26 protein-coding genes are annotated in these 25,143 nt (G+C 67.2%); 23 read left to right on the forward strand and 3 right to left on the reverse strand.

All coding sequences use genetic code 11. The features are described 5' to 3' along the window. Window positions 1–7: 7 nt before the first annotated feature. Window positions 8–1,369, reverse strand: coding sequence for a 30S ribosomal protein S12 methylthiotransferase RimO (gene rimO, locus F579_RS0110200; RefSeq protein WP_019023314.1), 1,362 nt, complete (start codon window positions 1,367–1,369; stop codon window positions 8–10). Window positions 1,370–1,706: 337 nt separating this feature from the next. Between rimO and rpmE the strand changes: the two genes are divergently transcribed. The 9 genes from rpmE to F579_RS0110245 all read left to right on the forward strand — a co-directional run bounded on the left by rpmE (window position 1,707) and on the right by F579_RS0110245 (window position 10,495). Further along, a complete protein-coding gene (rpmE, locus tag F579_RS0110205; RefSeq protein ID WP_012983743.1) occupies window positions 1,707–1,910 on the forward strand; it encodes a 50S ribosomal protein L31 in 204 nt (67 codons plus the stop codon). A 370-nt stretch (window positions 1,911–2,280) separates the two neighbouring features. Beyond that, window positions 2,281–3,057, forward strand: a complete 777-nt coding sequence (locus F579_RS0110210) for a hypothetical protein (protein ID WP_019023313.1) — start codon at window positions 2,281–2,283, stop codon at window positions 3,055–3,057. Further along, window positions 3,054–3,911, forward strand: a complete 858-nt coding sequence (locus tag F579_RS0110215) for a M48 family metallopeptidase (RefSeq protein ID WP_019023312.1) — start codon at window positions 3,054–3,056, stop codon at window positions 3,909–3,911. The genes F579_RS0110210 and F579_RS0110215 overlap by 4 nt, the downstream gene beginning before the upstream one ends. Window positions 3,912–3,986: 75 nt before the next feature. Further along, window positions 3,987–5,207 carry a malic enzyme-like NAD(P)-binding protein gene (locus tag F579_RS0110220; protein WP_019023311.1) on the forward strand — a complete coding sequence of 407 codons (1,221 nt, stop codon included), beginning with the start codon at window positions 3,987–3,989 and terminating at the stop codon, window positions 5,205–5,207. A gap of 26 nt (window positions 5,208–5,233) precedes the next feature. Continuing rightward, window positions 5,234–6,157, forward strand: coding sequence for a malate dehydrogenase (mdh, locus tag F579_RS0110225; protein ID WP_019023310.1), 924 nt, complete (start codon window positions 5,234–5,236; stop codon window positions 6,155–6,157). After that, window positions 6,141–7,088, forward strand: coding sequence for a 5'-3' exonuclease H3TH domain-containing protein (locus F579_RS0110230; protein WP_019023309.1), 948 nt, complete (start codon window positions 6,141–6,143; stop codon window positions 7,086–7,088). The genes mdh and F579_RS0110230 overlap by 17 nt, the downstream gene beginning before the upstream one ends. Continuing rightward, window positions 7,085–7,750, forward strand: coding sequence for a DUF1007 family protein (locus F579_RS0110235; protein WP_012983737.1), 666 nt, complete (start codon window positions 7,085–7,087; stop codon window positions 7,748–7,750). Before F579_RS0110230 ends, F579_RS0110235 begins: the two co-directional genes overlap by 4 nt. After that, complete coding sequence (locus F579_RS0110240) at window positions 7,750–8,292, forward strand: pseudouridine synthase (protein ID WP_038029645.1); 543 nt, start codon at window positions 7,750–7,752, stop codon at window positions 8,290–8,292. The genes F579_RS0110235 and F579_RS0110240 overlap by 1 nt, the downstream gene beginning before the upstream one ends. Before the next feature lie 142 nt (window positions 8,293–8,434). Then, window positions 8,435–10,495, forward strand: coding sequence for a transglycosylase SLT domain-containing protein (locus F579_RS0110245; protein ID WP_019025620.1), 2,061 nt, complete (start codon window positions 8,435–8,437; stop codon window positions 10,493–10,495). An 835-nt stretch (window positions 10,496–11,330) separates the two neighbouring features. Here the strand turns inward: F579_RS0110245 and F579_RS0110250 are convergent. After that, on the reverse strand, window positions 11,331–11,711 hold the full coding sequence (locus F579_RS0110250; protein WP_019023306.1) for a group III truncated hemoglobin: 381 nt from the start codon (window positions 11,709–11,711) through the stop codon (window positions 11,331–11,333). Window positions 11,712–11,781: 70 nt separating this feature from the next. Here F579_RS0110250 and F579_RS0110255 point away from each other — a divergent pair, with 70 nt between their 5' ends. From F579_RS0110255 to trpC, 13 genes are all read left to right on the forward strand, one after another. Beyond that, window positions 11,782–12,693: a fructosamine kinase family protein gene (locus F579_RS0110255; RefSeq protein ID WP_019023305.1), complete on the forward strand. Its 912-nt coding sequence runs from the start codon at window positions 11,782–11,784 to the stop codon at window positions 12,691–12,693. A gap of 103 nt (window positions 12,694–12,796) precedes the next feature. Continuing rightward, window positions 12,797–13,312 (forward strand): 5-(carboxyamino)imidazole ribonucleotide mutase, encoded by a 516-nt coding sequence (gene purE / locus F579_RS0110260; protein WP_019023304.1) that lies wholly within the window; start codon window positions 12,797–12,799, stop codon window positions 13,310–13,312. Beyond that, window positions 13,309–14,472, forward strand: a complete 1,164-nt coding sequence (locus F579_RS0110265) for a 5-(carboxyamino)imidazole ribonucleotide synthase (RefSeq protein WP_019023303.1) — start codon at window positions 13,309–13,311, stop codon at window positions 14,470–14,472. Before purE ends, F579_RS0110265 begins: the two co-directional genes overlap by 4 nt. Continuing rightward, window positions 14,469–15,086, forward strand: coding sequence for a class I SAM-dependent methyltransferase (locus F579_RS0110270; protein ID WP_019023302.1), 618 nt, complete (start codon window positions 14,469–14,471; stop codon window positions 15,084–15,086). Before F579_RS0110265 ends, F579_RS0110270 begins: the two co-directional genes overlap by 4 nt. 2 nt (window positions 15,087–15,088) lie before the next feature. Continuing rightward, window positions 15,089–15,754, forward strand: coding sequence for an energy-coupling factor ABC transporter permease (locus tag F579_RS0110275; protein WP_019023301.1), 666 nt, complete (start codon window positions 15,089–15,091; stop codon window positions 15,752–15,754). Between the two features lie 134 nt (window positions 15,755–15,888). Continuing rightward, window positions 15,889–16,212, forward strand: coding sequence for a cytochrome c (locus F579_RS0110280; protein WP_019023300.1), 324 nt, complete (start codon window positions 15,889–15,891; stop codon window positions 16,210–16,212). A 180-nt stretch (window positions 16,213–16,392) separates the two neighbouring features. Continuing rightward, window positions 16,393–17,082: a ribulose-phosphate 3-epimerase gene (rpe, locus tag F579_RS0110285; RefSeq protein ID WP_019023299.1), complete on the forward strand. Its 690-nt coding sequence runs from the start codon at window positions 16,393–16,395 to the stop codon at window positions 17,080–17,082. Window positions 17,083–17,107: 25 nt separating this feature from the next. Beyond that, a complete protein-coding gene (locus F579_RS0110290) occupies window positions 17,108–17,791 on the forward strand; it encodes a phosphoglycolate phosphatase (RefSeq protein WP_019023298.1) in 684 nt (227 codons plus the stop codon). Between the two features lie 92 nt (window positions 17,792–17,883). Next, window positions 17,884–19,371, forward strand: coding sequence for an anthranilate synthase component I (trpE, locus tag F579_RS0110295; protein WP_019023297.1), 1,488 nt, complete (start codon window positions 17,884–17,886; stop codon window positions 19,369–19,371). Between the two features lie 114 nt (window positions 19,372–19,485). Next, window positions 19,486–20,079 carry an aminodeoxychorismate/anthranilate synthase component II gene (locus tag F579_RS0110300; RefSeq protein WP_019023296.1) on the forward strand — a complete coding sequence of 198 codons (594 nt, stop codon included), beginning with the start codon at window positions 19,486–19,488 and terminating at the stop codon, window positions 20,077–20,079. A 271-nt stretch (window positions 20,080–20,350) separates the two neighbouring features. Further along, window positions 20,351–21,550, forward strand: a complete 1,200-nt coding sequence (locus F579_RS0110305) for a multidrug effflux MFS transporter (protein ID WP_019023295.1) — start codon at window positions 20,351–20,353, stop codon at window positions 21,548–21,550. A gap of 321 nt (window positions 21,551–21,871) precedes the next feature. Then, window positions 21,872–22,909, forward strand: a complete 1,038-nt coding sequence (trpD, locus tag F579_RS0110310; protein WP_019023294.1) for an anthranilate phosphoribosyltransferase — start codon at window positions 21,872–21,874, stop codon at window positions 22,907–22,909. After that, window positions 22,909–23,715: an indole-3-glycerol phosphate synthase TrpC gene (gene trpC, locus F579_RS0110315; protein WP_019023293.1), complete on the forward strand. Its 807-nt coding sequence runs from the start codon at window positions 22,909–22,911 to the stop codon at window positions 23,713–23,715. The genes trpD and trpC overlap by 1 nt, the downstream gene beginning before the upstream one ends. 83 nt (window positions 23,716–23,798) lie before the next feature. On the opposite strand, the gene crp is transcribed toward trpC, so the two are convergent. Continuing rightward, a complete protein-coding gene (crp, locus tag F579_RS0110320; protein ID WP_012983719.1) occupies window positions 23,799–24,437 on the reverse strand; it encodes a cAMP-activated global transcriptional regulator CRP in 639 nt (212 codons plus the stop codon). Window positions 24,438–24,659: 222 nt separating this feature from the next. Between crp and F579_RS0110325 the strand changes: the two genes are divergently transcribed. Then, window positions 24,660–25,088 carry an OsmC family protein gene (locus F579_RS0110325; RefSeq protein ID WP_019023292.1) on the forward strand — a complete coding sequence of 143 codons (429 nt, stop codon included), beginning with the start codon at window positions 24,660–24,662 and terminating at the stop codon, window positions 25,086–25,088. Window positions 25,089–25,143 lie beyond the last annotated feature (55 nt).

The following is a 25,143-nucleotide window of genomic DNA, read 5'->3' on the forward strand; positions in this document are numbered from 1 at the left end:
GTTGTGGTCAGTCGTCTGGCAGTTCGGCGATCAGGTCGTGCTCGTCGGTGTCGGTGATCGCGACCTCGATGAAGTCCCCGACATCCACCGACTCCGGGTCGATCCCGGCCACGCGAATCACGCCGTCGATCTCCGGGGCCTCCGCGGCGGAGCGGGCAATCACGGCCCCGTCCGCGTGCACTTCGTCGACCAGCACCACCGGCTGGCTGCCGATCCGGCGGCGGAGCCGCTCGGCGCTGATCCGGGCCTGTACGTCCATGAAGCGCGCCAGGCGCTCCTCGCGCACGGGCTCCGGCACCGGGTCCGGCAGGTCGTTGGCCGCAGCGCCCTCCACGGGCGAGTAGGCAAAGGCCCCGACACGATCGAGCTGCGCCTCGTGCAGGAACTCCAGCAGGGTCTCGAACTCGGCCTCGGTTTCGCCCGGAAAGCCCACGATAAAGGTCGAGCGCAGCGTCAGGTCGGGGACCTGCTCGCGCCAGCTCGCAATGCGTTCCAGTACGCGCTCGGCGGCAGCCGGGCGGCGCATCGCCTTGAGTACCCGGGGGTGGCCGTGCTGGAGCGGCATGTCCAGATACGGCAGGATCCCGCCGTCCTCGCCCGAGCCCATCAGCGGGATCAGCCGATCTACGTGCGGGTAGGGGTAGACGTAATGCAGGCGGACCCAGATGCCGAGCTGGCCCAGCGCCTCGGCCAGGTGGGCGATGTCGGAGCGGACCGGGCGCCCGTCATGGAAGCCGGTGCGGTACTTCACGTCCACGCCATAGGCCGAGGTGTCCTGCGAGATCACCAGGATCTCGCGCACTCCGGCTGCGGCCAGGCGCTCCGCTTCGGCCAGCACCTCGCCGATCGGGCGGCTGACCAGGTCGCCGCGCAGGCTGGGGATGATGCAGAAGCTGCAGCGGTGATTGCAGCCCTCGGAGATCTTCAGGTAGGCGTAGTGGCGCGGGGTCAGGCGGATCCCCTGCGGCGGCACCAGTGACTCGAACGGGGTCGCCGGCGGCGGCAGGTGTTCGTGCACCGCGCCCACGACTTCCTCGTAGGCATGCGGCCCGGTGACCGCGAGCACGCCCGGATGGGTCTCGTGGATGCGCTCGGCATCCTTGCCCAGGCATCCCGTGACGATTACCCGGCCGTTGGCATCCAGGGCCTCGCCGATCGCGTCCAGGGATTCGGCCACTGCATCGTCGATAAAGCCGCAGGTATTGACCACGACGAGGTCCGCGCCGTCATAGTCGGCGGCGATCTCGTAGCCCTCGGCGCGCAGGCGCGTCAGAATCTGTTCGGAGTCGACCAGTGCCTTCGGGCAGCCGAGGCTGACAAAGCCTACGCGCTGCGCGTTGTCCGGAGACGGGATGTTGCTTTTATTCACAGTACGTTATCGCCTTCTGGGAGCGGCTCCGGGTGCGCCCGGAGCCTGGTGCGTCAGCCGGTGTACTCCCGGATTGTTCTTTTGATTTAACGGGTTGCGTGGTCGGGTTGTCGGTCGGGGGCGGGTTGCGCTGCCCCTTCTGGCCCCGGTTGCTGCCGGCGCTGACAATTCGTCCACAAGGTTATCCACAGGCCGTTTGGAATGCCTCGAAGGGGCGCTATCTTCAGGGGCTTGCGTCCACAGGCTCCGCCTCCCGGCCTTTACACGGGACCTTGCAACAGCCCCGGGAAGGCGGCTATGCTATCGCACTTTTCGCCAGAACACGCGTGAGCCGACCATGAAAGCCGACATTCATCCGAACTATCACAACGTCAAGGTCATCTGCAGCTGCGGCACGCAGTTCGAGACCCGCTCCACTCTCTCGAAGGACGAGATGCACGTGGACGTGTGCTCGCAGTGCCATCCGTTCTACACCGGCAAGCAGAAGATCGTTGACACCGCCGGTCAGGTCGACAAGTTCAACCGCCGCTTCGCATTCTAGGGAGACGCTGGTCTAATCGCGCGTCCGCGCTCGAGTCGCTTTTGCGTGCGAACAAGGCGCGGTGACTGCCGTGCAGTCATTCTGCACAAAGGAACCGCAACGCCGTTCTCGCGCAAAAGCGGCCGAGCCCCTTCGGGGTTGGCACCCCAGGTTCCCCGATCCGGCGTTGCGGCCCTTACCGGTAGAACCACTACCGGCTGCGCACCGCGCCTTGTCTCGGAAAACCTGGGGTGTCAACGCGGACGTGCGATTAGACCAGCGTCTCCCTAGAGTGCGTTCGCGCCCGATGGCGCGAGGCGGTTTCTGGCGGGGCGTCCAGCGGATGCTCGTGCCAAGCAACGAGGGCGTCCTGCGGGGCGCCCTCGTTTGTTTGGTCGCGCTGTCGGCGTGGCTGCTCGCGCCGGTGGCCGCGGCGCAATGTGCGCTGGAGGACCACGATCCGCGCGATCTGCAGCGCGTGACGGTCGAGCGTGTGTGGGCGCCGGATGCCCTGGAACTGGAAGACGGGCGACACATCCGTCTGCTGGGTCTGGCACCGGCGGCCCCGCTTCCGCCGGTTGCGCCACAGCTGCTGCCAGTCGGCTTCGGGCTGGACTTGCGCGAGTCCCTGGAGGAACGCCTGCGCGGCGTCGATCAGCGCCTGGTGCTGTTGCCGGGGCGTCCGGCCCGCGACGCCTATGGCCGCCTGCGCATGCATGCCTGGATCGACGATGGGCCGCTGCCGGCGGCCAGCCTGATTGGGGATGGTCTGGCGATGCCGCGCCCCGGGCCGGAACCGGGGCCCCTGGACGAGTGCTACTACGGGGCCGAGGCTGCGGCAAGGGAAGCGTCGCGAGGGCTCTGGCTGGAGCGGCTCGAGGCCTTCCCGGTCGGCTGGCTGGAGCCGCCGCGCGAGCGCTCGCAGGGGCGGCTGCGGGTCCAGGGCGAGGTGATCGACGTGCGGGTGCGCGACCCGCACTGGGTCCTGGTCCTGGACGGCCCACTGGATCTGCTGATCTCCGGGGATGACCGCGATTTTTTCGAGGATCTGGAACCACGCTCACTGCTGGGTAACACCGTTGTTGCACGCGGCGCGGTGTATCCTTGGAGGGAGCGAGGGCGGATGCGTATCCGCCACCCCTTTGATCTCGAGGTGCTTGATCCATGAACGCCCTGTCCCGCCTGTTTCCCCGTCGCTGGGCGGCGCTGGTCCTGACGCTGCTGATCGGCGCGGGCCTGGCCGTCGCGCTGCCGGGCTGTACCACCAACCCGGTCACCGGGCGCTCGCAGCTGATGCTCGTTTCCGAGAATCAGGCAATCGACGCCTCGCGCACGGCCTATGTGGAGATGCTCGCCCCGGCGCGCGAGGAGGGGCGGGTGGACGCCGACCCCCAGATGACCGCGCGCGTACAGCAGATCACCGAGCGCGTGGTGGCGCAGGCGGTCAAGTACCGCCCCGAGACCGCCGACTGGGATTGGGAGATTCGCGTGATCGAGGCGCCGGACACGGTCAATGCCTTCGCCATGGCGGGTGGCAAGATGGCGATCTACTCCGGCATCATCGATCAACTGGAACTGACCGACGACGAACTGGCGCAAATCATCGGCCACGAGATCGCCCATGCGCTGTCCGCGCACACGGCCGAGAAGATGTCGGTGGCCCTGGCCAGCAATCTCGCGGTAGCGGGCTATGCGATGACCGGCGACCGCTCGCCCGTGGCGCTGACTGGCGCCGCCCTGGGGGCTGCGCTCGCGGTACAGCTGCCGCACAGCCGCCGGATGGAGGCGGAGGCCGACCGCATCGGGATCGAACTGGCCGCGCGGGCTGGTTATGATCCGGACGCGGCCGCGAGCCTGTGGCGCAAGATGGCGGAACAGGCGAACGGGAGTCATCCGGTGTTCCTGAGTACGCACCCGGCGCCCGAGTCGCGCCAGCGCGACCTGACCCGCATGGCCGACGAGTTCCGGCCGCTGTACGAACAGGCCCGGCGCTCCTCGGTGCCGACCCACCCGGTCAACTGACGGGTTACGGGGCCGGAGCGGCCCCGTAACCCCGCTGTATTCTGACAGACACTGCTTGAAAGGCCCCGCCACACCATGTCCAAGGATTTTACCCAGCGCGCGCTGGACTACCACGAACAGCAGCCGGCCGGGAAACTGGCCATCCATATCACCAAGCCCACGGCGACCCAGGATGATCTCTCCCTGGCCTATTCGCCGGGTGTGGCCGCGCCGGTGCGTGCGATTGCCTCCGACCCGGAGCTCGCCTACCGCTATACCGGCAAGGGCAACCTGGTCGCGGTGATCACCGATGGCACGGCCGTGCTGGGGCTGGGCAATGTCGGCGCGCTGGCGGCCAAGCCGGTGATGGAGGGCAAGGGCGTGCTGTTCAAGGCCTTCGCCAACATCGACGTCTACGACATCGAGGTGGATGCGCCGCAGCCGGAGGACTTCATCAACACCGTGGCCCGCATTGCCGGCGGCTTCGGCGGGATCAACCTCGAGGACATCGCCGCGCCGCACTGCTTCGAGATCGAGCGTCGCCTGTCCGAGCGGCTGGATATCCCCGTCTTCCACGACGACCAGCACGGCACGGCGGTCATTACCGCGGCCGGTCTGGTGAATGCCCTGGAGATCCAGGGCAAGAAGCTCAGTGACGCGAAGATTGTCTGTGTGGGCGCCGGTGCGGCCGGCATCGCCTCCATGCAACTGCTACTGCGCCTGGGGGCGAGCAAGAAGAACCTGTTCATGGTGGACCGCAAGGGCGTGATCCACAGCCAGCGCAACGACCTGAACGAATACAAGCAGATCTTCGCGGTCGATACCGAGGCGCGCACGCTGGAAGATGCCTGCGAGGGGGCGGATGTCTTCATCGGGCTGTCGGGTCCCGATCTGCTGACAGCCGAGATGCTGAAATCCATGGCGCCAAAGCCGGTGATCTTCGCGCTGTCCAACCCGGATCCGGAGATCCGTCCGGAACTGGCGCTCGAGACGCGCGATGACCTGATCATGGCGACGGGCCGCTCGGACTACCCCAACCAGGTCAACAACGTGCTGGGTTTTCCGTTCATCTTCCGCGGTGCGCTTGATGTGCGCGCGCGCCGCATCAATGACGAGATGCTGGTCGCGGCCGTGCACGCGCTGGCCGCGCTCGCCCGCGAGCCGATCCCGCAGGCCGTGCTGGACGCCTACGGCCTGGAGGCACTCGAGTTCGGCCCGCACTACATCCTGCCGACCCCGTTCGATCCGCGCCTGATCGATACCGTGCCGCAGGCGGTCGCACAGGCCGCGCGCGACAGCGGGGTTGCCCGCCGCTAAACCCACCTCCGTCAGACGAGGGAAGCATGCAGAAAATCGCCATCATCGGAGCCGGACGCGTCGGCGAATCCACCGCCCAGTTCCTGGCCCGGCGCGATGTCGCCCGCGAGATCGCGTTGCTGGACGTGCGCGAGGGTGCGGCGGCCGGTGCGGCGCTGGATATCCAGGAGACCGCGCCCCTGCTGCGTTTCGATACGCGCCTGATCGGCAGTCACGGACCCTCGGTGATCGCCGGTGCGGAACTGGTGATTGTCACGGCCGGGCTGCCGCGCAAGCCGGGTATGTCGCGCTCCGATGTCCTGGACAAGAACGTCGAGATCCTCGACCAGATCCTGCAGGATATCCTTGTCCATGCCCCGCAGAGCCGCATCCTGGTGGTGTCCAACCCGGTGGACGTGCTGACCTACCGCGCCTGGCAGAAGACCGGCTGGAGCCGCGATCGGATCTTCGGGCAGGCGGGGGTGCTGGATACCTCGCGCATGGAGGCCTTCATCGCCCTGGAGACGGGGCTTTCCACCCACGACATCCAGGCACTGGTGCTGGGTGGTCATGGCGATGCGATGGTGCCGCTGCTGCGCTATTCCAGTGTCAATGGCGTGCCGCTGCACCACTTCATGGACCAGGCGAAGCTCGACAACATCGTCGAGCGTACCCGCCACGGGGGTGCCGAGATTCTCGCCCTGAAACAGACCTCCAGCGCCTATGGCGCGCCCGCCGCGGCCATCGCCGAGATGGTCGAGGCGATCGCCGTGGATCGCCGGCGCGTGCTGCCGACCGTGGCCCTGCTGGAAGGTGAGTACGGGGAACGCGACGTGGCCATGGGCGTGCCCTGCATCCTCGGCCAGGGCGGCATGGAACGGGTGATCGAGCTGGAACTGGACGCGGATGAACGCGCGGCCTTCGACCAGTCCATCGCCGGGGTGCGCAAGGACCTTGAACGCCTGCACTGAGTCGCACCCGGGGCCGCCGCGCCCGACCCTGACGCTGGTCGACTCCAGCATCTTTGTCTTTCGTGCCTGGTTCGCGCGCGGGCTGGACCCGGATCCTCTCGGACGTCCGGGCGGGGCCGTGCACGGGCTGGTGCATTCGCTCTGCCAGTGGCTGCCCGCCTGCGCCCCGGGCCCGATCGCCTTTTGTTTCGACGAGAGCCTGCGCCAGGGTTTTCGCCATCGGCTCGACCCCACCTACAAGGCCCACCGCCCGCCGGCGCCACCGGAACTGCGCGAGCAGTTCACGTGTATCCGGGAGCTTCTCGGTCAACTCGGCTTCCGGACCCTGGCCCATCCCGAGTACGAGGCCGACGACCTGATCGCCAGCCTGGCGCGTGCCGGCCGGACCGCGGGCTGTCGCATCGAGGTCAAGAGCGCGGACAAGGACCTGACCCAGGTCATCCTCGGTGACCAGGACCGGATGCATGATCCGGAGCGCGGGACCGCGCTGGATCGCCGCGCGATCGAGAAGCGCTTTCGCATCCGTCCGGAACAGGTTGCCGACATGCTCGCCCTGGCGGGCGATGCCAGCGACAACATCCCGGGTATCGAGGGCGTGGGCCCCAGGACCGCGGCGCGAATCCTTCGCCGCCTGGGCGACTTGGGAACGGTGCTGGCCGAACCGCCGGCCGTGGCACGCTGCAATATCCGCCGGGCCGACGTGGTGGCCGCGCGCATTGCCGAGCAGGCGGACCGGCTGCGCTTGTCGCGCCGTCTGACCGGGCTGGTGGACCGCATCCCCGACCTGCCGGGGATCGAGGCCCTGAGCCCTACCGGGCCGAAACCCGATGCCGCGCGCTGGCTCGCGGAACTCGGGGTGGCGCGCGATTATCATGGTCGCCTGCTGGCGGCCGCCGGTGCCTGGCGGTCCACGACCCCGGAGATTGCATGAGCCCACGTTCTGTTCTCTACGCCATCCTTGCCGCGGGCCTGGTGTGGCTGCTGCTGGTCAGTGCGCAGGTGCAGGCGCATCCGCATGCCTGGATCGACCTGGAGATCACGCTGGAACGCGATGGCGAGGGGCGCATCAGCCACATGCTGCATCGCTGGCGCTTCGACCCGACCTACGGGCAGTACCTCTACGAGGACGCCCTGGCGCATCAGGAGGGCGCGACCGAAGACGAGAAGCTGCAGGCGCTCGCCCGCGAGATCCTCGGCAACCTCGAGGAATACGAGTGGTACAGCCATGTCGAGGCCGGCGGGCGCGAGGTGGACGTCGTTGCCGAGCCCGATCCGTCCATGCGCATGGAAGAGGGGCTGCTGTTCTTCCGTTTCCGCCTGGCGCTGGACGAGCCAGTCGATGTGGGTTCCGAGACCCTGGCGTACAAGGTCTACGATCCGACCTATTTCATCGAGCTCCTGCACGAGGAGCCGGCCGGTACGCGCATCATCGAGGCCGACGGGCTCGCGGCCGCGGGCTGCAGTGCAGAGCTGGAGCGCCCCCGCCCGGATCCCCAACTCGTCGCCAAGGCCATGATGCTCGATTACGGGGCCACGGTGGACTATGACCTGGGACGCCATTTCGCCCAGCGCGTAACCGTGCGCTGCGATTAATGTCCCGAATCGTGTTGTTCCACAAGCCCTGGGGCGTGCTGCCGCAGTTCACCGACCTGGAAGGGCGCCCCACGCTGGCGGATTACATCGACATCCCCGGGGTCTACCCGGCCGGGCGGCTGGACCGCGACAGCGAGGGGCTGATGGTGCTGACCGACGACGGGCGTCTGAATGCGCGGCTGACCCAGCCGCGCCACAAGACCAGCAAGACCTACTGGGTCCAGGTGGAGGGCGAGCCCGATGACGCCGCCCTGGAGGCCCTGCGCACCGGGGTGGACCTGAAGGACGGCCGCACGCAGCCGGCGAAGGTCGAGCGCATGGCTCCGCCCGATCTGCCGGAGCGCGACCCGCCCGTACGCTTTCGCAAGTCCATCCCGACGACCTGGCTCGCGCTGACGCTGCACGAGGGCCGCAACCGCCAGGTGCGGCGCATGACCGCCGCGGTAGGGTATCCGACCCTGCGCCTGGTGCGTTACCGGGTAGCCTCCTGGACCCTGGATGGCCTGGAACGCGGGGACTATTCCGTGATCGAACGCGGGTGATACCGGTCACGGGTTCTATGCTCGAGGATCGCGGGATTGTCGCGGAATGCGGCCCGGCCGGTGCGAAATCACCACAAGGCCATTGCGCCTGCTACAGGTCGTGCGGAATATGAACGGATCAGACAAGCGAGAACGCAATCCGATGCGCCTGCCCAGGATACTCACCACGGGTCTGACCGGTCTGGTCATGGCCTTCGCCGCCGGGGCCCCGGCGGCTAACCCGGCCCCGACGGGGATGGTCTTCGAACGCAGCCTGTTCCTGCATGCCGAACGCGCCCTGAGCCGCGGCGACATGACGGCCTATCGCAATGCCCGCAGCACGCTCGAGGGTTATCCGCTGACGCCCTACCTGGATCATCGCGAATTGGCGCGCGACCTGGGGCGCGCGGACCCCGATGCCGTGCGTGCCTTTATCGAAGAGCACGACGACACCCCGCTGGCCGGCCAGTTGCGCAGCAACTACCTCTCGTATCTGGCTCGCGAAGAGGAGTGGTCACGGTATATCGACTTTGCCGACGATGGCCGCGACCTCTCCGTTACGCAGGACTGCCAGCGGCGCAAGGCACTGATCGAGACCGGCAACACCTCGGCGGCGATCGAGGATATGGACTCGATCTGGCTGCACGGCCAGTCCCGCCCCAGTGCCTGTGATCCGGCGCTTAAGGCCTGGCGCGATGCCGGCGGGTTGACGGACGAACTGGCCTGGGAGCGTTTCGCCCTGGCGATGCAGGCGCGCCAGACCGGGCTCGCGAGCTACCTGCGCCGCTACCTGGCCAGCGCCGATCGCGACTGGGCGGAGCGCTGGCTGGAGCTCGAGTCGCGGCCGTCACGGGTGGTCGAGGTCGACTTCCGCGCGGACGATCACCGCTCGGCCGAGGCCATGCTGGAACAGGCGTTCAAGCGCTGGATTCCGCAGGACCTGGATGCGGCCCTGAAGGGCTGGGAGGAGCGTGGCGAGCGCCTGGGATTCCCGGCCGAGACGGCCCGCGAGATCGAACATGCGCTTGCGCTGCGTCTCGCCCTGCGTTTCCGCTCCGAGACGCTGGAGTTCATGGAGGGCCTGGACACCGAGGTCTTCGACGACCAGCTGCGCCAGTGGCAGGTACGCGCCGCACTCCATGATGGCGATTGGGAGACGGTCAAAAGCGCGATCCGCTCCATGGGCCGCGATGCCCGCGACGAAACCGCCTGGCAGTACTGGTACGCGCGGGCGCTGGAGCAGCTGGGCGATGCCGAGGAGGCGCGCTTTTTCTACGAGCGGGCGGCGCGCGAGCGCAATTTCCACGGGTTCCTGGCCGCCGATCGTCTGGGCCAGCCTTACCGCATTGCGCACCAGCCCCTGCAACTGGCCAATGGCGCGCGCGAATCGATCATGGAGCGCCCGTCCATGCAGCGCATGCGCGAACTGGTGGCGCTGGATCGCTACGCCGAGGCGCGCCGCGAGTGGACCCGCACGGTGGCCAACATGGAACCGCCCGAGCTCGAGGCTGCGGCTGCCGAGTTCGCCGACTGGAACTGGTACGACCGGGCGATCTTCACCATCGCGCGGGCCCGCAACTGGGACGATATCGAGCTGCGCTTCCCGCTGGCCTTCGATTCCGTGATCGTCCCGGGCGCGGAAAAACAGGGCATCGACCCGGCCTGGGCGATGGCGATCGCCCGCCAGGAGAGCGCCTTTTTGCACGACGTGCGCTCCGGGGCCGGTGCGCTGGGGGTCATGCAGATCATGCCGGCGACCGGGCGCTCGATCGCCTCCAGCGCCGGGGTCCGGGTCAACTCCGATTGGGACATCCTCGACCCAGCGACCAATGCGACGCTGGGGACCTATTACCTGCGGCGCAACCTGGATCGCTTTGGCGGGCACAGCCTGCTGTCCACGGCGGCCTACAACGCCGGGGCGCATCGCGTGCGCTCCTGGCTGCCGGACGACGGCGAGATGGACGCCGATATCTGGGCCGAGCTGATCCCGTTCTCGGAGACCCGCGATTATGTGCGCCGGGTATATGCCTACCAGATCGTCTATGCGGTGCGTCTGGGGCAGGACCCGCCGTCGCTGTCGCAGCTGCTGTTTCCGGTGACGCCAGAGTCCAAACTCGCGGCGAGCCGCGAGGATCACCTCCGGGCATTGCGCAACATGCGCGAGGATCTCGCGCTCGGCCGCGCCTTCTGCGACGCGCCCGGCTACACCGAAAACGCCTGCTGACGGGCCGGGGCTGCTTCGCACGTTACGTTGAGGCTGGCCTTGGTTCGGCACCCGGTGTTTACGTGCCTTCGGTCCACATACTGCCGTGCGCTCACTCGCGAGCGCGCCGCGAGGTACTTTCTTGCTTGCCCAAGAAAGTATCCAAAGAAGGGCACCCGGATTCCGCCCTGGGACCTTGCTCCAGGGCCCTCGGGCCGGCGGCGCTGAAACTCGCTTCGCTCAGACAGTCAGCGCCCCCGTTTCTATTTTGAATCGTCCGTCCCGAGGACCCTTCCGCAAGGGGCTTCATGCGGGGGGAGAAGGTCAAGACAACGGCGATCCAGACGTTCGTGGCAATGGTTGAAGGCTAGGTGTTCCGACATCCTGGGCACGCGCGGCCTTCGGCCCTGGCGTGCCGCGCCCGCCAGCGGGCGCCAGATCCCATCGTAGGATGCGGATGAGCGCAGCGAATCGCATCAGGGTTGCGCCGACGCTGGGATGGTGCGTTTCGCTGCGCTCAACGCACCCTACGGCGTAAGGGATAGCCAGAAGCGCTGGAACACGACTGGTTTTGACCTACCCTCCCGATATGAGCCCCTTGTGGAGGGCGTGACAGGCCGGGAGAAGGCGCTGACTGTCTGAGCGAAGCGAGTTTCAGCGCCGCCGGCCTGGCGCGTCCGGAGCAAGGTTCCTGGGCGAATCCCGGGCGTGTTTCTTGGTTACTTCTTTGCACGAGCAAAGAAGTAACTCGGGGTGCGCTGCCGAGACAGCGCAGGCTGGCGGCCGGACGAAGGCACCGTAAACACCGGATGCCGAACCAGGGCCAGCCTCAACAGGGCAGGCGGGTAGGGCGACGCTAGCGAATGATGTCCTCGCGCATCCGGCTGGCGATGCCCTCGGCCAGCTGCTGCCACTCGGCCGCCAGTGGCGCCTCCAGGTGCTCCTCGGTGGTCGCCTTGAAATGCCGCATCCAGACCGCCAGATCGGCCTCGGTCAGGTTCATCGGGGCATGCTTGCCGACCATGTCGATCGTGGGCGGCTGCTCCAGGCGTCCGCCCAGGTTCATGTACCAGAAATCCGAGATGCGCCGGACATGGGACTCGAAGTCCTGGATGCGCTCGAAGTGGTGCCCGATCTCCGGGTCGCTGGACAGGCGGCGATAGAAGTCGTCGATGACCGCGCGGATACGGTCGGCGCCGATCTTGTCGCATAGAGGTTCGAGTTTGCGAAAGGCCATGGGTGAGTCTCCTGACGAATCCCGCGGCAACCGTTAACCTGCCTTCTGGAAAGCAAGCCGGATACCGAGGATGAACCGATTGGATTCTGCGGGCCCTGACGCCATCACGGCGGCGGTGGCCCAGTGCATCACGGACCATACCGCAAGCGCGTTCGAGCCGACAGGAAGCCAGGCCTGTTCCGGGGGTTCGATCAATCAGGCCCAGCGCGTGACCGGGACCGATGGCCGGACGTATTTCGTGAAGCTCAACCGGGGCGCGATGGCCGAGGCGATGTTTGCGGCCGAGGCGCGCGGGCTCGAGGAACTGGCCCGCTGCGAGCGGGTGAAGATCCCCGCAGTGATCGGTACGGGCAAGGCGGAGGGTGTCTGCTTTATCGTGCTGGAGGAGCTGGACCTGGGTGGCCGGCGCGACGGGGTCGCGCTGGGCCACGGGGTGGCCGACATGCACATGAAGATGGCGGCGCGCTTCGGGCTGGATCACGACAACTACATCGGCTCGACGCCGCAGTCGAACCGCCAGCACGATGACTGGGTGTCGTTCTATCGCGACGAGCGCCTGGGATTCCAGCGCGGCCTGGCGCGCGAGCGCGGGGCCGCACATTCGCTGATCCAGGCGCTGGAGTCGCTGGAAGCGAATCTGAGCGGGTTCTTCAGTGACTACCGGCCCGGGCCGTCACTGCTGCACGGGGACCTGTGGAGTGGCAACTGGGGCTTCCAGGCCGATGGCACGACGGTGCTGTTCGATCCGGCCGTGTACTACGGCGATCCGGAGGCGGATCTGGCGATGATGGAGCTGTTCGGTCATCCCGGGCAGGACTTCTTCGACGCCTACGAGGAGATGCGCCCGGTCGATGCTGGTTACCCGGTGCGCAAGACGCTCTACAACCTCTACCACATCCTGAACCACGATCACCTGTTTGGCGGGGGCTATGGTTCCCAGGCCGAGCATATGATCCGCCAGTTGCTGGCGGAGCTTGGATGAGCACCGCACGAGATGCGGATCGAGGGCTGTCAGCCCGGGGCTGTGAGGATTCGGCCTCATCGCGGGCTTGTCGCCCCGGGGCGGGGCGGCTAAGGTTCCGTCCATGACGGCCAACAAAGACAATACCGCTGCGCGCGTGGGCGTGGTGATGGGCAGCACCTCCGACTGGGCGACGATGGAACGCGCGGTGGACGTGCTGGAGGAACTGGGCGTGCCCTACGAGGCGCGCGTGGTCTCCGCCCACCGCACCCCGGATCTCCTGTTCGAATATGCCGAACAGGCCCGCGAACGGGGCCTGGCCGCGATTATTGCCGGGGCCGGCGGTGCCGCGCACCTGCCCGGGATGCTGGCCGCCAAGACCTCGGTGCCGGTGCTTGGCGTGCCGGTCGCTTCGCGCCATCTGAAGGGGCAGGACTCGTTGCTGTCGATCGTACAGATGCCGAAGGGGATCCCGGTCGCGACCTTCGCCATAGGCGAGGCCGGCGCGGCCAATGCCGCCTTGTTTGCCGCCGCGATGCTCGCCAACTCCGACCCCGCCCTGTGCGAACGTCTGGACGCCTTCCGCCGCGCGCAGCGCGATACGGTGCTCAACCAGATCCTGCCTCCGGCCGCATCATGATCCTGCCTCCCGCCACACTGGGGCTGCTCGGCGGCGGGCAGCTCGGCCGTTACTTTGTGCGGGCTGCGCGCGAGATGGGCTATGCGGTCTGGGTGCTGGACCCCGACCCGCACAGCCCCGCCGGACAGGTCGCCACGCGCCATCTTTGCCAGCCCTACGAGGATGCGGAGACACTGTCGGCCCTGGCCGGCCAGTGCGCGGTGATTACCTGCGAGTTCGAGAACATCCCGCGCCCGGCACTGGAGTGGCTGGAGGCCAATGTCTGTCTGCGGCCCGGGCTTTGCGCGCTGGGCGTGGCCCAGGATCGGCTGGAGGAAAAGCGCTTCCTCGCCGAGATCGGGGTGGCAGTCGCTCCCTGGCGCCCGGTCACGGCCGGTGGCGATGGTGGCGAGGATACCTCCGGTGCGCCGTCCTTCCCGGCGATCCTGAAGACCGCCCGGCTGGGGTACGACGGCAAGGGCCAGCGCCCCATGGATCACATGGGCGACCTGGCCGCCGCGCACGCAGAGCTCGGTGGCGTGGACTGCGTGCTCGAGGAGCGGGTGCAGCTCGAACGTGAATTGTCGGTCGTTGTGGCGCGCACGGCGGATGGTCGCAGCGAGGCCTTCCCGGTGGCCGAAAATGTACACCGCGACGGCATCCTGCACCTGAGCCGGGTGCCGGCGCGTGTCGACGAGGACCTGTCCGGCCGCGCGGTGGCGATCGCGCAGCTGATTGCCGATCGCCTGGACTATTGTGGCGTGCTGGCGGTCGAGTTCTTCCTGACGATGGGTGGAGAGCTGCTGGTCAACGAGATCGCCCCGCGCCCTCACAACACCGGCCATTACACGCTGGATGCCTGCACTGTCTCCCAGTTCGAACAGCAGGTGCGCGCGATCTGTGGTCTGGGGCTCGCCCCGGCGCGCCTGACCACCCCGGTGGCCATGGTCAATCTGCTGGGGGATTTGTGGCCCGCGGACGGCCGCCCTGACTGGTCCAGCGTGCTGGAGACCGGGCGTGCCCGCCTGCATCTGTATGGCAAGAGCGAGGCGCGGGCGGGTCGCAAGATGGGGCACCTGAGCGTGCTGGGCCTGCCTGGGGAGGAGGATGCGATGGCCCCGACGTCCACCGCCGAGGGGCTGTGGCAGGAGCTGGCGCGGGCGGCAGGGGTGTCCACGTGAGCGAGGCATTCCCGGATTCCCGTTCGCGCCGGGCGCGCCAGGCGGAGCTCAAACGCGACCTCGAATTCGCCGATACCCTGGCGGGCGAGCCCCTGCGCTTTCGTACGACCTGGGGACTTTTTTCGCCGCGCCGGATTGACGATGGCACGCGCATGCTGCTGGATCGCATCGAGGTGCAACCGGATGACGATTGCCTGGACCTGGGCTGTGGCTATGGCCCGATCGGCCTGACCCTGGCACGCAAGGCCCCGCAGGGCACAACGACGCTGGTGGATACCAATTTTCTGGCGGTCGAATACAGTCGGCGCAACGCCGAGCTCAACGGCATCACCAACGTCGAGTGCATGAACAGCAACGGTTTTGCCCAGATCCGCGACCGGCACTTCGATCTCGTGGCCTCGAACCTGCCGGCCAAGGTGGGCCGGGAGATGCTCTACACCTACCTGCTGGATGCCCACGAGCAGATGAACCCCGGTGGCCGCATCTATGTCGTAACCATTACCGGGTTGCGGCGGTTTATCGAGAAGGGGTTCAAGGAAGTGTTCGGCAACTACGACAAGGTCAAGCAGGGCCGCGAATATACCGTCGCGGCCGCCGAACGCGAGCCCGACTGACCATGGTCGAGGGGGCGGGCGAACTCCCGGTTGCGCTCCGAGTGCTGTCCGCCCTGCTTCTGGGGACGGGGCTGCTGATCATGCTGCGGCGCATGCCCTGGGAGGCATTTTTTGTTCCCGGTCGCACGCAGCTCTTTGTGATTGCCACGCTGTGTCTGCTGCTGATCTGGGGTCTGCGCGCACAGACCCTGGAGGGCCTGGCGCTGCACTTTCTCGGCATGGCCACGATCACGCTGATGTTTGGCTGGCAGCTGGCGATCCTGATGGTGTTTCTGGTGGTCGCGGGGCTGGCCCTGCTGGGGGCGCTGCCGCTTGCGGCCTTTCCGCTGACGGTCTTGCTGGCGGGCGTGCTGCCGGTGGCCGTGACCTGGGGCCTGCTGCGGGCGACCGAGGCCTGGCTTCCCCGTCACATGTTCATCTACCTGTACGGGGTCGCGTTCCTCGGCGGGGCCCTGACGGTGGCGGCCACGGTGCTGAGCTCGGCGGTGATCTACGGGCTGTTCACCGACCTGGCCTGGGGCGATATCTACCGCGATTACGTGCGCTATCTGGCCCTGCTCGTGCTGCCCGAGGCCGTCCTCAACGGCATGGTGGTGACCGGCCTGGTGATGGTGCGCCCGGAGTGGCTGGCGACCTGGTCGGACGAGCGCTACGTGCACGGGCGCTGACCGCGGGGCGCGACGGAATCGGCATATCCCTATCGGTTTTTATGTTAATGCACCGTTCAGGGAAGCCCTGCTAACGTTCGCTTCACGATGGGGCGCAACCCCGTTGGTGAGCTGCAAACGAGGAGACCACAACAATGAAAATCAAGCTGTTCGTTCTGGCCGGGATCGCAGGGAGTGTGCTGATGCTGTCCTCCGCCGCGCAGGCGGCCGACATCCAGGCTGGCCAGTCCAAGTACCAGTCCACCTGCCTGAGCTGCCATGGGGCCGAAGGCAAGGGTCAGGCGATCTTCCCCGCGCTGGCCGGTCGTGACGCCGAGTACGTAACCGACAAGCTCGAGCGCTACCGCGCCGGTGAAGAGATCGGTTCCCATACCGGTCTGATGCGCCCGCATGCCCAGGCGCTGAGCGATGACGACATCGCCAACGTGGCCGCCTTCATCGAGTCCGAATTCAACTGATTCGGGCTACCGCGAAGCGGCAAGCCGACGGGCCGGGGTTTCCCCGGCCCGTTTGCGTTGGAGGGCCTGTCGTATGCGCCGCCTTTTGCCTGGCATGGCGGCATCCGGTAAAGTTCCGCGGTTCCGAGAGCGTGGCCGATGGTCGGTCCCGCTATCCCAGAGATTCCTGCGAGGCTTCCCATGGCACAACCCGATTTCATTGCCCCGTCCATCCTCTCCGCCGACTTCGCCCGTCTGGGCGAGGAAGTCGACAACGTCCTGGCCTCCGGCGCGGACATCGTCCACTTCGACGTGATGGACAACCACTATGTGCCGAACCTGACCATCGGCCCGCTGGTCTGCGATGCCCTGCGCAAGCACGGCGTTACCGCGCCGATCGACGTGCACCTGATGGTCAAGCCGGTGGACCGCATCATCCCGGACTTCGCCCAGGCCGGTGCCAGCTACATCACCTTCCACCCGGAGGCCTCCGATCATATCGACCGCACCCTGCAGCTGATTCACTCCGAGGGCTGCAAGGCGGGGCTGGTGTTCAACCCGGCTACCCCGCTGTCCTACCTGGAATACGTGATGGACAAGGTCGACATGATCCTGCTGATGTCGGTGAACCCGGGCTTTGGCGGCCAGAAATTCATTCCGGCCACCCTCGACAAGCTGCGCGCCGCACGCAAGATGATCGACGAATCCGGGCGTGACATCCGCCTCGAGATCGACGGCGGCGTGAAGGCCGACAACATCCGCGAGATCAAGGCCGCGGGTGCCGATACCTTCGTCGCCGGTTCCGCGATCTTCGGCGCGTCCAGCGACTCCGACGCGAACCGCTACAACAGCATCATCCAGCAGATGCGCGACGAACTGGCCAAGGCCTGATTCGCCACATCCGACGGAGACCGGGATGTCCCTCAAGCGCCCCCGCATGATCCTGATCGACCTGGACGGCACGCTGATCGACAGCGTGCCGGACCTGGCCTATAGCGTGGATGCCATGATGCGCGAGCTGGGCCTGCCCGAGCGCGGCGAGGCGGCCGTGCGCAACTGGGTCGGCAACGGGGTGGAACGGCTGGTCAAGCGGGCGCTGATCAATGCGCTCGACGGCGAACCGGACCCGGAGGCCTTCGAGCGCGCACTACCCGTCTTCATGCGCATCTACCAGGAGAACACCGCCGGGCGCTCGCCGCTGTACCCGGGGGTGCGCGAGGGGCTGGACCAGTTGAAGGCCGCCGGTTACCGCCTGGGCTGCGTGACCAACAAGGCCGAGCGCTTCACCGTGCCACTGCTGCGCGAAAAGGGCATCCTCGACGACTTCGAGATCGTGGTCGCCGGCGACGCCCTGCCGCAGAAAAAGCCCGACCCGGCGCCGCTGCTGCACGCGGCGAAGGAACTGGGTGTCGACCCCTCCGAGTCGCTGATGGTCGGGGACTCGAAGAGCGACGTGAAGGCGGCGCGCGCGGCTGGCTTCCAGATCGTTTGCATGACCTACGGCTACAATCACGGCGACGATATCCGCGACGAGCACCCCGACGCGGTACTCGACCGCCTGGATGAACTGCCGGAGCTGCTGCCTGCCCGGGCGGCCTGAGGATGATCGCAATGGACCGGACAATGGGGCGATGGCGAAACGGCGACTGACCGTTCGCGCCGTCTGCCCCTCTCTTGTCAGGAACCCTTGTGATGACCCCCGAACAGTTCGACGCACTGGCCCGCGAGGGCTACAACCGCATCCCGCTGGTGCGCGAGGTCCTGGCGGATCTCGAGACCCCGCTGTCCATCTTTCTTAAGCTGGCCAACCGGCCGTATTCCTACCTGTTCGAATCGGTGCAGGGCGGGGAGCGCTGGGGCCGTTACTCCTTTATCGGCCTGCCGGCGCGAACCCGGGTGCGGGTGCACGGCCATGACATCACGGTGGAGACCGACGGTGACGTGGTCGAGCAAACCACCGAGACTGACCCGCTGGCCTGGATCGAGGCCTACCAGGCGCGCTTCAAGGTCGCCGAGCTGCCGGGCCTGCCGCGCTTCACCGGCGGCCTGGTCGGCTACTTCGGCTTCGAGACCGTACGCCTGATCGAGCCGCGTCTGGAAGGCCCGGAAAAGCCCGATGCCCTGGGGCTGCCGGACATCCTGCTGATGGTCTCCGAGGAGGTCGTGGTCTACGACAACCTTTCCGGGCGGCTGTATCTGGTGGTGCATGCCGATACCTCGCGCCCCGACGGGCAGGCCGTGGCGGCCGAACGTCTCGACGAGCTGGAGAGCCGGATCGGCGAGCCGCTGGTGCCGCCGGAGGACCCGCCGCACCCGCACGCGGTGCCGGAGTATGTGCCGGGCTGGTCGGCCGAGGGTTTCAAGGCGGCCGTGGCGCGGGCGCAGGAATACATCATGGACGGCGACGTGATGCAGGTCGTCCTGGCGCAGCGCATGAGCGTGCCGTTCTCGGCACCCCCGTTGGATCTCTACCGTGCGCTGCGGGCGCTGAACCCGTCGCCCTACATGTACTACCTGGACCTGGACGACCACCACGTGGTCGGCGCCTCGCCGGAGATCCTGGTGCGGCTGGAGGATGACCGCGTGACCGTGCGTCCGATCGCCGGGACCCGCCCGCGCGGGCGTACCGAGGAGGAGGACCGCGCGCTGGAGGTCGAGCTGCTGGCGGACCCGAAGGAGCGCGCCGAACACCTGATGCTGATCGACCTCGGGCGCAACGACGTCGGCCGAGTCTGCGAGATTGGCTCGGTGGAGGTGACCGACACCATGAGCATCGAGCGCTACTCGCACGTGATGCACATCGTCTCCAATGTGGAGGGGCAGCTTGCTCCGGGGCACTCGACGATGGACGTGCTGCGCGCGACCTTCCCGGCCGGCACGGTCTCCGGCGCGCCGAAGATCCGCGCGCTGGAGATCATCGACGAGCTGGAGCCGGTCAAGCGCGGGCCGTATTCCGGTGCGGTCGGTTACCTTTCCTGGTCCGGCAACATGGATACCGCGATCGCAATCCGCACGGCGGTGCTGCACGACGGCGAACTGCACATCCAGGCCGGCGCCGGGGTGGTGCATGACTCGGTGCCCGAGAACGAGTGGCAGGAGACCCTGAACAAGGGGCGCGCGGTCGTACGGGCGGCCGAACTGGCGCTGGGCGGGTTGGGGCCGCGCAGGCACCGTGGCTGAGGGCGTGATGACCGACGCAGAACGGGCAGCGCAAGCGCGGTTGTCGGGCACGCCGGGCGCACTCGCGCTAGTCTGCGATCTGTACCGGTACGGTGCGGCGGAGGGACTCCCGGCATGATCCTGATGATCGACAACTACGACTCGTTCACCTTCAATCTGGTCCAGTATCTGGGCGAGCTGGGGGCGGAGGTCGAGGTGCACCGCAACGACCAGATCACGCCCGACCAGGTCGCCGAGCTGGCGCCTGCCGGGATCATGATCTCGCCCGGCCCCTGCACCCCGAATGAGGCGGGTGTGTCCATGGAGGTGATCCGCCGCTTTGCCGGGCAGGTCCCGATCCTCGGGGTCTGTCTCGGACATCAGGCGATTGGCCAGGTATTCGGCGGGCGCGTGGTGCGGGCCCGCGAGATCATGCACGGCAAGACCTCCCCGGTGCATCACACCGGGGTAGGGGTCTTTGCGGGCCTCGAGAATCCGCTGGAGGCCACGCGCTATCACTCCCTGGTGGTGGAGTCGGCCTCGCTGCCCGATTGCCTGGAGGTCACCGCCTGGACCGAGCGCGAGGACGGTACCCGCGACGAGATCATGGGCCTGCGCCACCGTGAACTGGACGTCGAGGGCGTGCAGTTCCACCCCGAATCCATCCTGACCCGGCAGGGGCACGAGCTCCTCGACAACTTTCTGCGCCGCCTGCCCCAGCCGGCGTGAGCGGAGGGAAGCACTGGTCAATGTACGCACCCGCGTTGGTGCCCCATGTTTTCCGAGACCAGGAGCACCGTGCAGCGGGTAGTGGTTCTACCCGTAAGCGGCGCAACGCAGGATCGGGGAACATGGGGCTCCAACCCCACAAGCTATTCAATGCGGGGGCTCGGCCGCTTTTGCGCGCGCACGGCGTTGCGGCTCCCTTGTGCAGAATGACTGCACGGCGGTCCCCGCGCCTTGTTCGCACGCAAAAGCGACTCGAGCGCGGGCGCGTACATTGACCAGTGCTTCCCTAGAACGCCGCACCCGGCTGCGTTTCGCGCTGCTGGTCGCACCCCTGGCGCTACTGGCGCCGTTCTCGCTGGATACCTACCTGCCGTCGTTCCCGGCGATGGCCGCGGACCTGTCCGTCGACGGTGCGGCGATGCAGGCGACGCTGTCCTCCTACCTGGTCGCCTTTGCCCTGGCCACTCTGGTGGCCGGGCCGCTGTCGGATGCCTTTGGCCGGCGTCCGGTCGTGCTGTGGGCTCTGGTGGCCTATGTCGCGACATCCGCGCTGCTGGTGGTGGCGGTGGAGTACTGGCAGGTGGTCGGGCTGCGTGTCGGTCAGGGCTTCGCGGCGGCGGCGGGCGTCGTCGTGAGCCGTGCCCTGGTGCGCGACCGTTTCGACCCCATTGATGCGCGGCGTGTATTCGCGATTGTGACGATCATGTTCGCGATGGGGCCTGCGATTGCGCCCATCCTGGGCGGCTATCTGCAATCCGCGTTCGGCTGGCGCTCGGTGTTTGCGTTCCTGGTGCTCTACGGGGTCGTGCTGCTGCTGGCCGCGCGTCTGTGGCTGCCGGAGACCCTGCCCCCGGTCGGGCGCGTGTCCAGCCGGCCGCGGCTGGTGCTCGGGCGCTATGCGGGCACCCTGCGCAATGTGCAGTTCCTGCAGCCGGTGCTGGTGCATACCACCCTGTTCGGGGCCAAGTTCCTGTTCGTCGCGGCCTCGCCCGCGCTGATCTATGTCCATCTCGGAGGCGGCGAGCGCGATTTCTGGTGGCTGTTCGCGCCCATGGTGGTCGGGCTGATGCTGGGGGGCGTGGCCTCCGGCTGGAGTGCCGGGCGTGTGGCGCCCGAGGTCACGGTACGCATCGGCTTGTTGCTCACCGGGATTTCACTGGCACTGGTGGGCTGGGCGGCGCTGGACCCGGAGCCCTCGGTGGCGGCGGTGACCCTGCCGTTTGCCCTGTACAGCTTTGCCCTGGCCTTGGGGATGCCCTCGCTGACCCTGCTGGCGCTGGACTGCTATCCGGGCGCGCGCGGCATGGCCTCGGCGATGCAGGCCTTTATCCAGCTCGGGTTTGCAGCCCTGCTCACGCTCTTCGTGGTCGACTGGCTGGATGACGTCCTGCTGCACCTGGTCGCCGGAGCGGCGGTCATCTGGCTCTTTGCTGCCCTCGTCTGGTTTGGTGGAGGATTAGGGAAACGTTGACCCCTATGCACACTCGCGTTGGTACCCCAGGTTTTCCGAGACTAGGCGCGGTGCGCAGCCGGTAGTGGTTCTACCGGCAAGGGCCGCAACGCAGGATCGGGGAACCTGGGGTGCCAACCCCGAAGGGGCTCGGCCGCTTTTGCGCGGGAACAGCGTTGCGGCTCCCTTGTGCAGAATGATTGCACGGCAGTCACCGCGCCTTGTTCGCACGCAAAAGCGACTCGAGCGCGAGTGTGCATAGGGGTCAGCGTTTCCCTGGTTCGTGCCGCGCGGGAGCGGGCGTTACACTAGCGCTCCCGATTCCCCGACAGGAGCAGCCCTGTGACCGTGCAGCAAGCCATAGCGGCCCTGATCGAACGCCAGAACCTGGACGAGGCGGCGATGACCGCCGTGATGCAGGCAGTAATGACCGGCGAGGCCACCGATGCCCAGATTGGCGGGCTGCTGGTGGCCCTGCGCATGAAGGGCGAGACCATCGAGGAGATTCGTGCGGCGGCCGGCGTGATGCGCGAGCTGGCCACACGCGTGGATGTCCCGCGGACCGGACTGGTCGATACCTGCGGCACCGGCGGCGATGCCTCCGGCACCTTCAATATCTCCACCGCCTCGGCGCTGGTCGCGGCGGCCGGTGGCGTGCGGGTGGCCAAGCACGGCAACCGTTCGGTGTCGTCGAAGTCCGGCTCCGCGGACGTGCTGGAGCATCTGGGGATTCATCTCGGGCTGTCGCCGGAGGCGGTCGGGTCCTGCATTGAGGACGTCGGCGTCGGCTTCCTGTTTGCCCCGGCCCATCATGGCGCGATGAAGCACGCGATCGGCCCGCGCAAGGAGCTGGGTGTGCGCACGCTGTTCAACGTGCTGGGTCCGCTGACCAACCCCGCCGGGGCACCGAATCAGGTGCTGGGCGTGTTCTCCGATGCCTGGGTGCGGCCGCTGGCCGAGGCCCTGAAGGGGCTGGGCAGCGAGCATGTGCTGGTGGTGCATGCCGAGGACGGGCTGGACGAGATCAGTATCGGTGCCCCGACGCGTGTGGCGGAGCTGAAGGATGGCACGATCGAGGAGTACACCGTGGTGCCCGAGGACTTCGGCCTGGCACGGAGCGGGCTGGACGCGATCCGGGTCGACAGCGTGGAGGCCTCGGCCGCGATGCTGCGCGGGGTACTGGAGGGGCAGGCCGGCGCGGCCCGCGATATCGTCCTGCTGAACGCCGGGGCCGCGATCTACGCCGGCGGGGGCGCCGAGTCGCTGGCCGCGGGTGTTGGCCGCGCGGCCGAGGCGATCGATTCGGGTGCCGCCCGCGAGCGCCTGGAGCGGCTGCAGGCGACCAGTGCGCGATTGACCAACCAAGGAGCAGGAACCTGATGACTGACGTCCCGGACATCCTCAAGCGGATCCTCGAGCGCAAGCGCGAGGAGCTGAAGGAACGCGAGGCCTTCTGGCCGCTGCGCGAGCTGCGTGGCTGGATGGGCTCGGCCCCGGAGCCGCGCGGGTTCCGAGCTGCGCTGCAGCGCGATATCGATGCCGGGCGCGCGGCCGTGATCGCGGAGATCAAGAAGGCCAGCCCCAGTCAGGGCCAGATCAGCCCGAACTTCAATCCCGAGGCCTTTGCCCGCAGCTACGAGGAACACGGGGCCACCTGCTTGTCGGTGCTGACCGATGTGGATTTCTTCAAGGGGCGCGACGGGGATCTGCGTGATGCGCGCGTGGCCTGCAAGCTGCCGATCCTGCGCAAGGACTTCGTGATCGACCTCTATCAGGTCTACGAGGCGCGGGTGCTGGGGGCGGACTGCGTGCTGCTGATCGCCGCCGCGCTGGATGACACCGCGCTGCACGAACTGTACTTCCTGACCCGCGAGCTGGGCATGGATGCCCTGGTCGAGGTGCACGATGCCGAAGAGCTCGAGCGCGCGAAGAAGGTCGGCGCGGACCTGATCGGCATCAACAACCGCGACCTGCGTACTTTCGAGACGCGCCTGGAGACCACGCTGGAGTTGAAAGATCAGGTGCCGGACTCGGCGCTACTGGTTACCGAGAGCGGCATCCATACCCGCGAGGATGTGGCGCGCATGCAGGAGGCGGAGGTGAATGCCTTCCTCGTGGGCGAGGCCTTTATGCGGACCGAGGATCCGGGGCTGGCGCTGGGCCGGCTGTTCCGCGGCGAGGACTGAACCCGCGGCCTGTCGTCCGTGGTTTGCTTGCCGGCGCGGCGCCCGCCCGCGTTCGCTGCGGGCAGGCTTCCGCCCGGATGCCTTCAGCGGGTGCCGAATACCACAATGGTCTTGCCGTGGGCGGTGATCAGCCCGCGCTCCTCCAGGTCCTTCAGGACACGCCCGGCCATTTCGCGCGAGCAACCGACGATGCGCGCGATCTCCTGGCGGGTGATGCGCAGCTGCATGCCATCCGGGTGGGTCATGGCGTCGGGCTGGCGTGCGAGATCCAGCAGGGTGTGGGCAATGCGGCCGGTAACGTCGACAAAGGCCAGGTCCATTACCTTGCGCGAGGTCTGACGCAGGCGGGTGGCGATCTGGCTGGTCAGCAGCATCAGGATCTCCGGGTCGCGCTGCACGATCTCGCGGAACTGGGTGTAGGGGATCTCGGCCGTCTCGGTGTCTTCGCGAGTGACGACCGTGGCCGAACGCGGGTCATCCTCGAACATGCCGAGTTCGCCGAAGAACTCGCCCTTGTTCAGGTAGGCCAGTACGAGTTCGTGACCGTTGTTCTCGCCCAACACGGAAACGGAACCGCTGACGACGTAGTACAACGTATCCGGTACCGTGCCGGAGTGAATGATCGTCGTGCGCTTGCGGTAGTGCCGACGATGGCAGTAACCGAGGAAGCGCTCCAGTGCCGGCGACGGCTGCGCCGGGCGATAGACGAACGGATTATTCATAGTCATGGCATCCATGGCTTTTACGTCTCGCTTGTTGAGGACGGTTTTCAGTTTAATTCAGCCCTCCGCGAGCGGGACCCGGGTGTCGGGATCGAGTCACAAAATCCATCGACCAGCATTTGATTTTGTGCCTTGCATCTCAAAGTTCATGCATTTTTTGTTGAGTATAGGCCACACAGGGCCTTCCAAACGGGCCGAAATTGTGGGCAAAAGGAGACGCGTATGCAGGTCAGGGTGAAATGGCTGGAGCAGGTAGCGTTTGTCGGCGAGACCGGCAGCGGCCATGCCATCGTGATGGACGGACCCCCGGATTCCGGTGGTCGTAACCTGGGTGCTCGCCCGATGGAGATGCTGTTGCTGGGGCTGGGTGGATGCACCAGTTTCGATGTCGTGGCGATGCTCAAGAAGGGGCGCCAGGAGGTCCTCGACTGCGAGGTCACGGTGGACGGTACGCGGGCCGAGACGGTGCCCAAGGTGTTCACCGACATCCACGTGCACTTTCGGGTCTACGGCCACGGCCTGTCCGAGAAGCAGGTGGGGCGGGCGGTGGAGCTGTCCGCGGAGAAGTACTGCTCGGCCTCGCTGATGCTGGGGGCTGCGGCCCGGGTTACCCACGATTTCGAGATCGTCGAGGGTCCCGCGCCCCGTTGAGACACCCGCGCGGGCGGCGGGAATTTTCGCGAATAGGCGCGGCGTGTTTCCCTGA

The sequence above is a fragment of the Thioalkalivibrio sp. ALJ21 genome, assembly GCF_000378605.1.
GTDB lineage: Bacteria > Pseudomonadota > Gammaproteobacteria > Ectothiorhodospirales > Ectothiorhodospiraceae > Thioalkalivibrio.

Excerpts from the sequence above, each read along its gene's own strand:
- rpmE (WP_012983743.1), top strand. The coding sequence starts at position 1,707 with ATGAAAGCCGACATTCATCCGAACTATCACAACGTCAAGGTCATCTGC.
- F579_RS0110215 (WP_019023312.1), top strand. The coding sequence starts at position 3,054 with ATGAACGCCCTGTCCCGCCTGTTTCCCCGTCGCTGGGCGGCGCTGGTC.
- F579_RS0110220 (WP_019023311.1), top strand. The coding sequence starts at position 3,987 with ATGTCCAAGGATTTTACCCAGCGCGCGCTGGACTACCACGAACAGCAG.
- mdh (WP_019023310.1), top strand. The coding sequence starts at position 5,234 with ATGCAGAAAATCGCCATCATCGGAGCCGGACGCGTCGGCGAATCCACC.
- F579_RS0110235 (WP_012983737.1), top strand. The coding sequence starts at position 7,085 with ATGAGCCCACGTTCTGTTCTCTACGCCATCCTTGCCGCGGGCCTGGTG.
- F579_RS0110240 (WP_038029645.1), top strand. The coding sequence starts at position 7,750 with ATGTCCCGAATCGTGTTGTTCCACAAGCCCTGGGGCGTGCTGCCGCAG.
- F579_RS0110245 (WP_019025620.1), top strand. The coding sequence starts at position 8,435 with ATGCGCCTGCCCAGGATACTCACCACGGGTCTGACCGGTCTGGTCATG.
- F579_RS0110250 (WP_019023306.1), bottom strand. The coding sequence starts at position 11,711 with ATGGCCTTTCGCAAACTCGAACCTCTATGCGACAAGATCGGCGCCGAC.
- F579_RS0110255 (WP_019023305.1), top strand. The coding sequence starts at position 11,782 with ATGAACCGATTGGATTCTGCGGGCCCTGACGCCATCACGGCGGCGGTG.
- purE (WP_019023304.1), top strand. The coding sequence starts at position 12,797 with ATGACGGCCAACAAAGACAATACCGCTGCGCGCGTGGGCGTGGTGATG.
- F579_RS0110265 (WP_019023303.1), top strand. The coding sequence starts at position 13,309 with ATGATCCTGCCTCCCGCCACACTGGGGCTGCTCGGCGGCGGGCAGCTC.
- F579_RS0110275 (WP_019023301.1), top strand. The coding sequence starts at position 15,089 with ATGGTCGAGGGGGCGGGCGAACTCCCGGTTGCGCTCCGAGTGCTGTCC.
- F579_RS0110280 (WP_019023300.1), top strand. The coding sequence starts at position 15,889 with ATGAAAATCAAGCTGTTCGTTCTGGCCGGGATCGCAGGGAGTGTGCTG.
- rpe (WP_019023299.1), top strand. The coding sequence starts at position 16,393 with ATGGCACAACCCGATTTCATTGCCCCGTCCATCCTCTCCGCCGACTTC.
- F579_RS0110290 (WP_019023298.1), top strand. The coding sequence starts at position 17,108 with ATGTCCCTCAAGCGCCCCCGCATGATCCTGATCGACCTGGACGGCACG.
- trpE (WP_019023297.1), top strand. The coding sequence starts at position 17,884 with ATGACCCCCGAACAGTTCGACGCACTGGCCCGCGAGGGCTACAACCGC.
- F579_RS0110300 (WP_019023296.1), top strand. The coding sequence starts at position 19,486 with ATGATCCTGATGATCGACAACTACGACTCGTTCACCTTCAATCTGGTC.
- trpC (WP_019023293.1), top strand. The coding sequence starts at position 22,909 with ATGACTGACGTCCCGGACATCCTCAAGCGGATCCTCGAGCGCAAGCGC.
- crp (WP_012983719.1), bottom strand. The coding sequence starts at position 24,437 with ATGAATAATCCGTTCGTCTATCGCCCGGCGCAGCCGTCGCCGGCACTG.
- F579_RS0110325 (WP_019023292.1), top strand. The coding sequence starts at position 24,660 with ATGCAGGTCAGGGTGAAATGGCTGGAGCAGGTAGCGTTTGTCGGCGAG.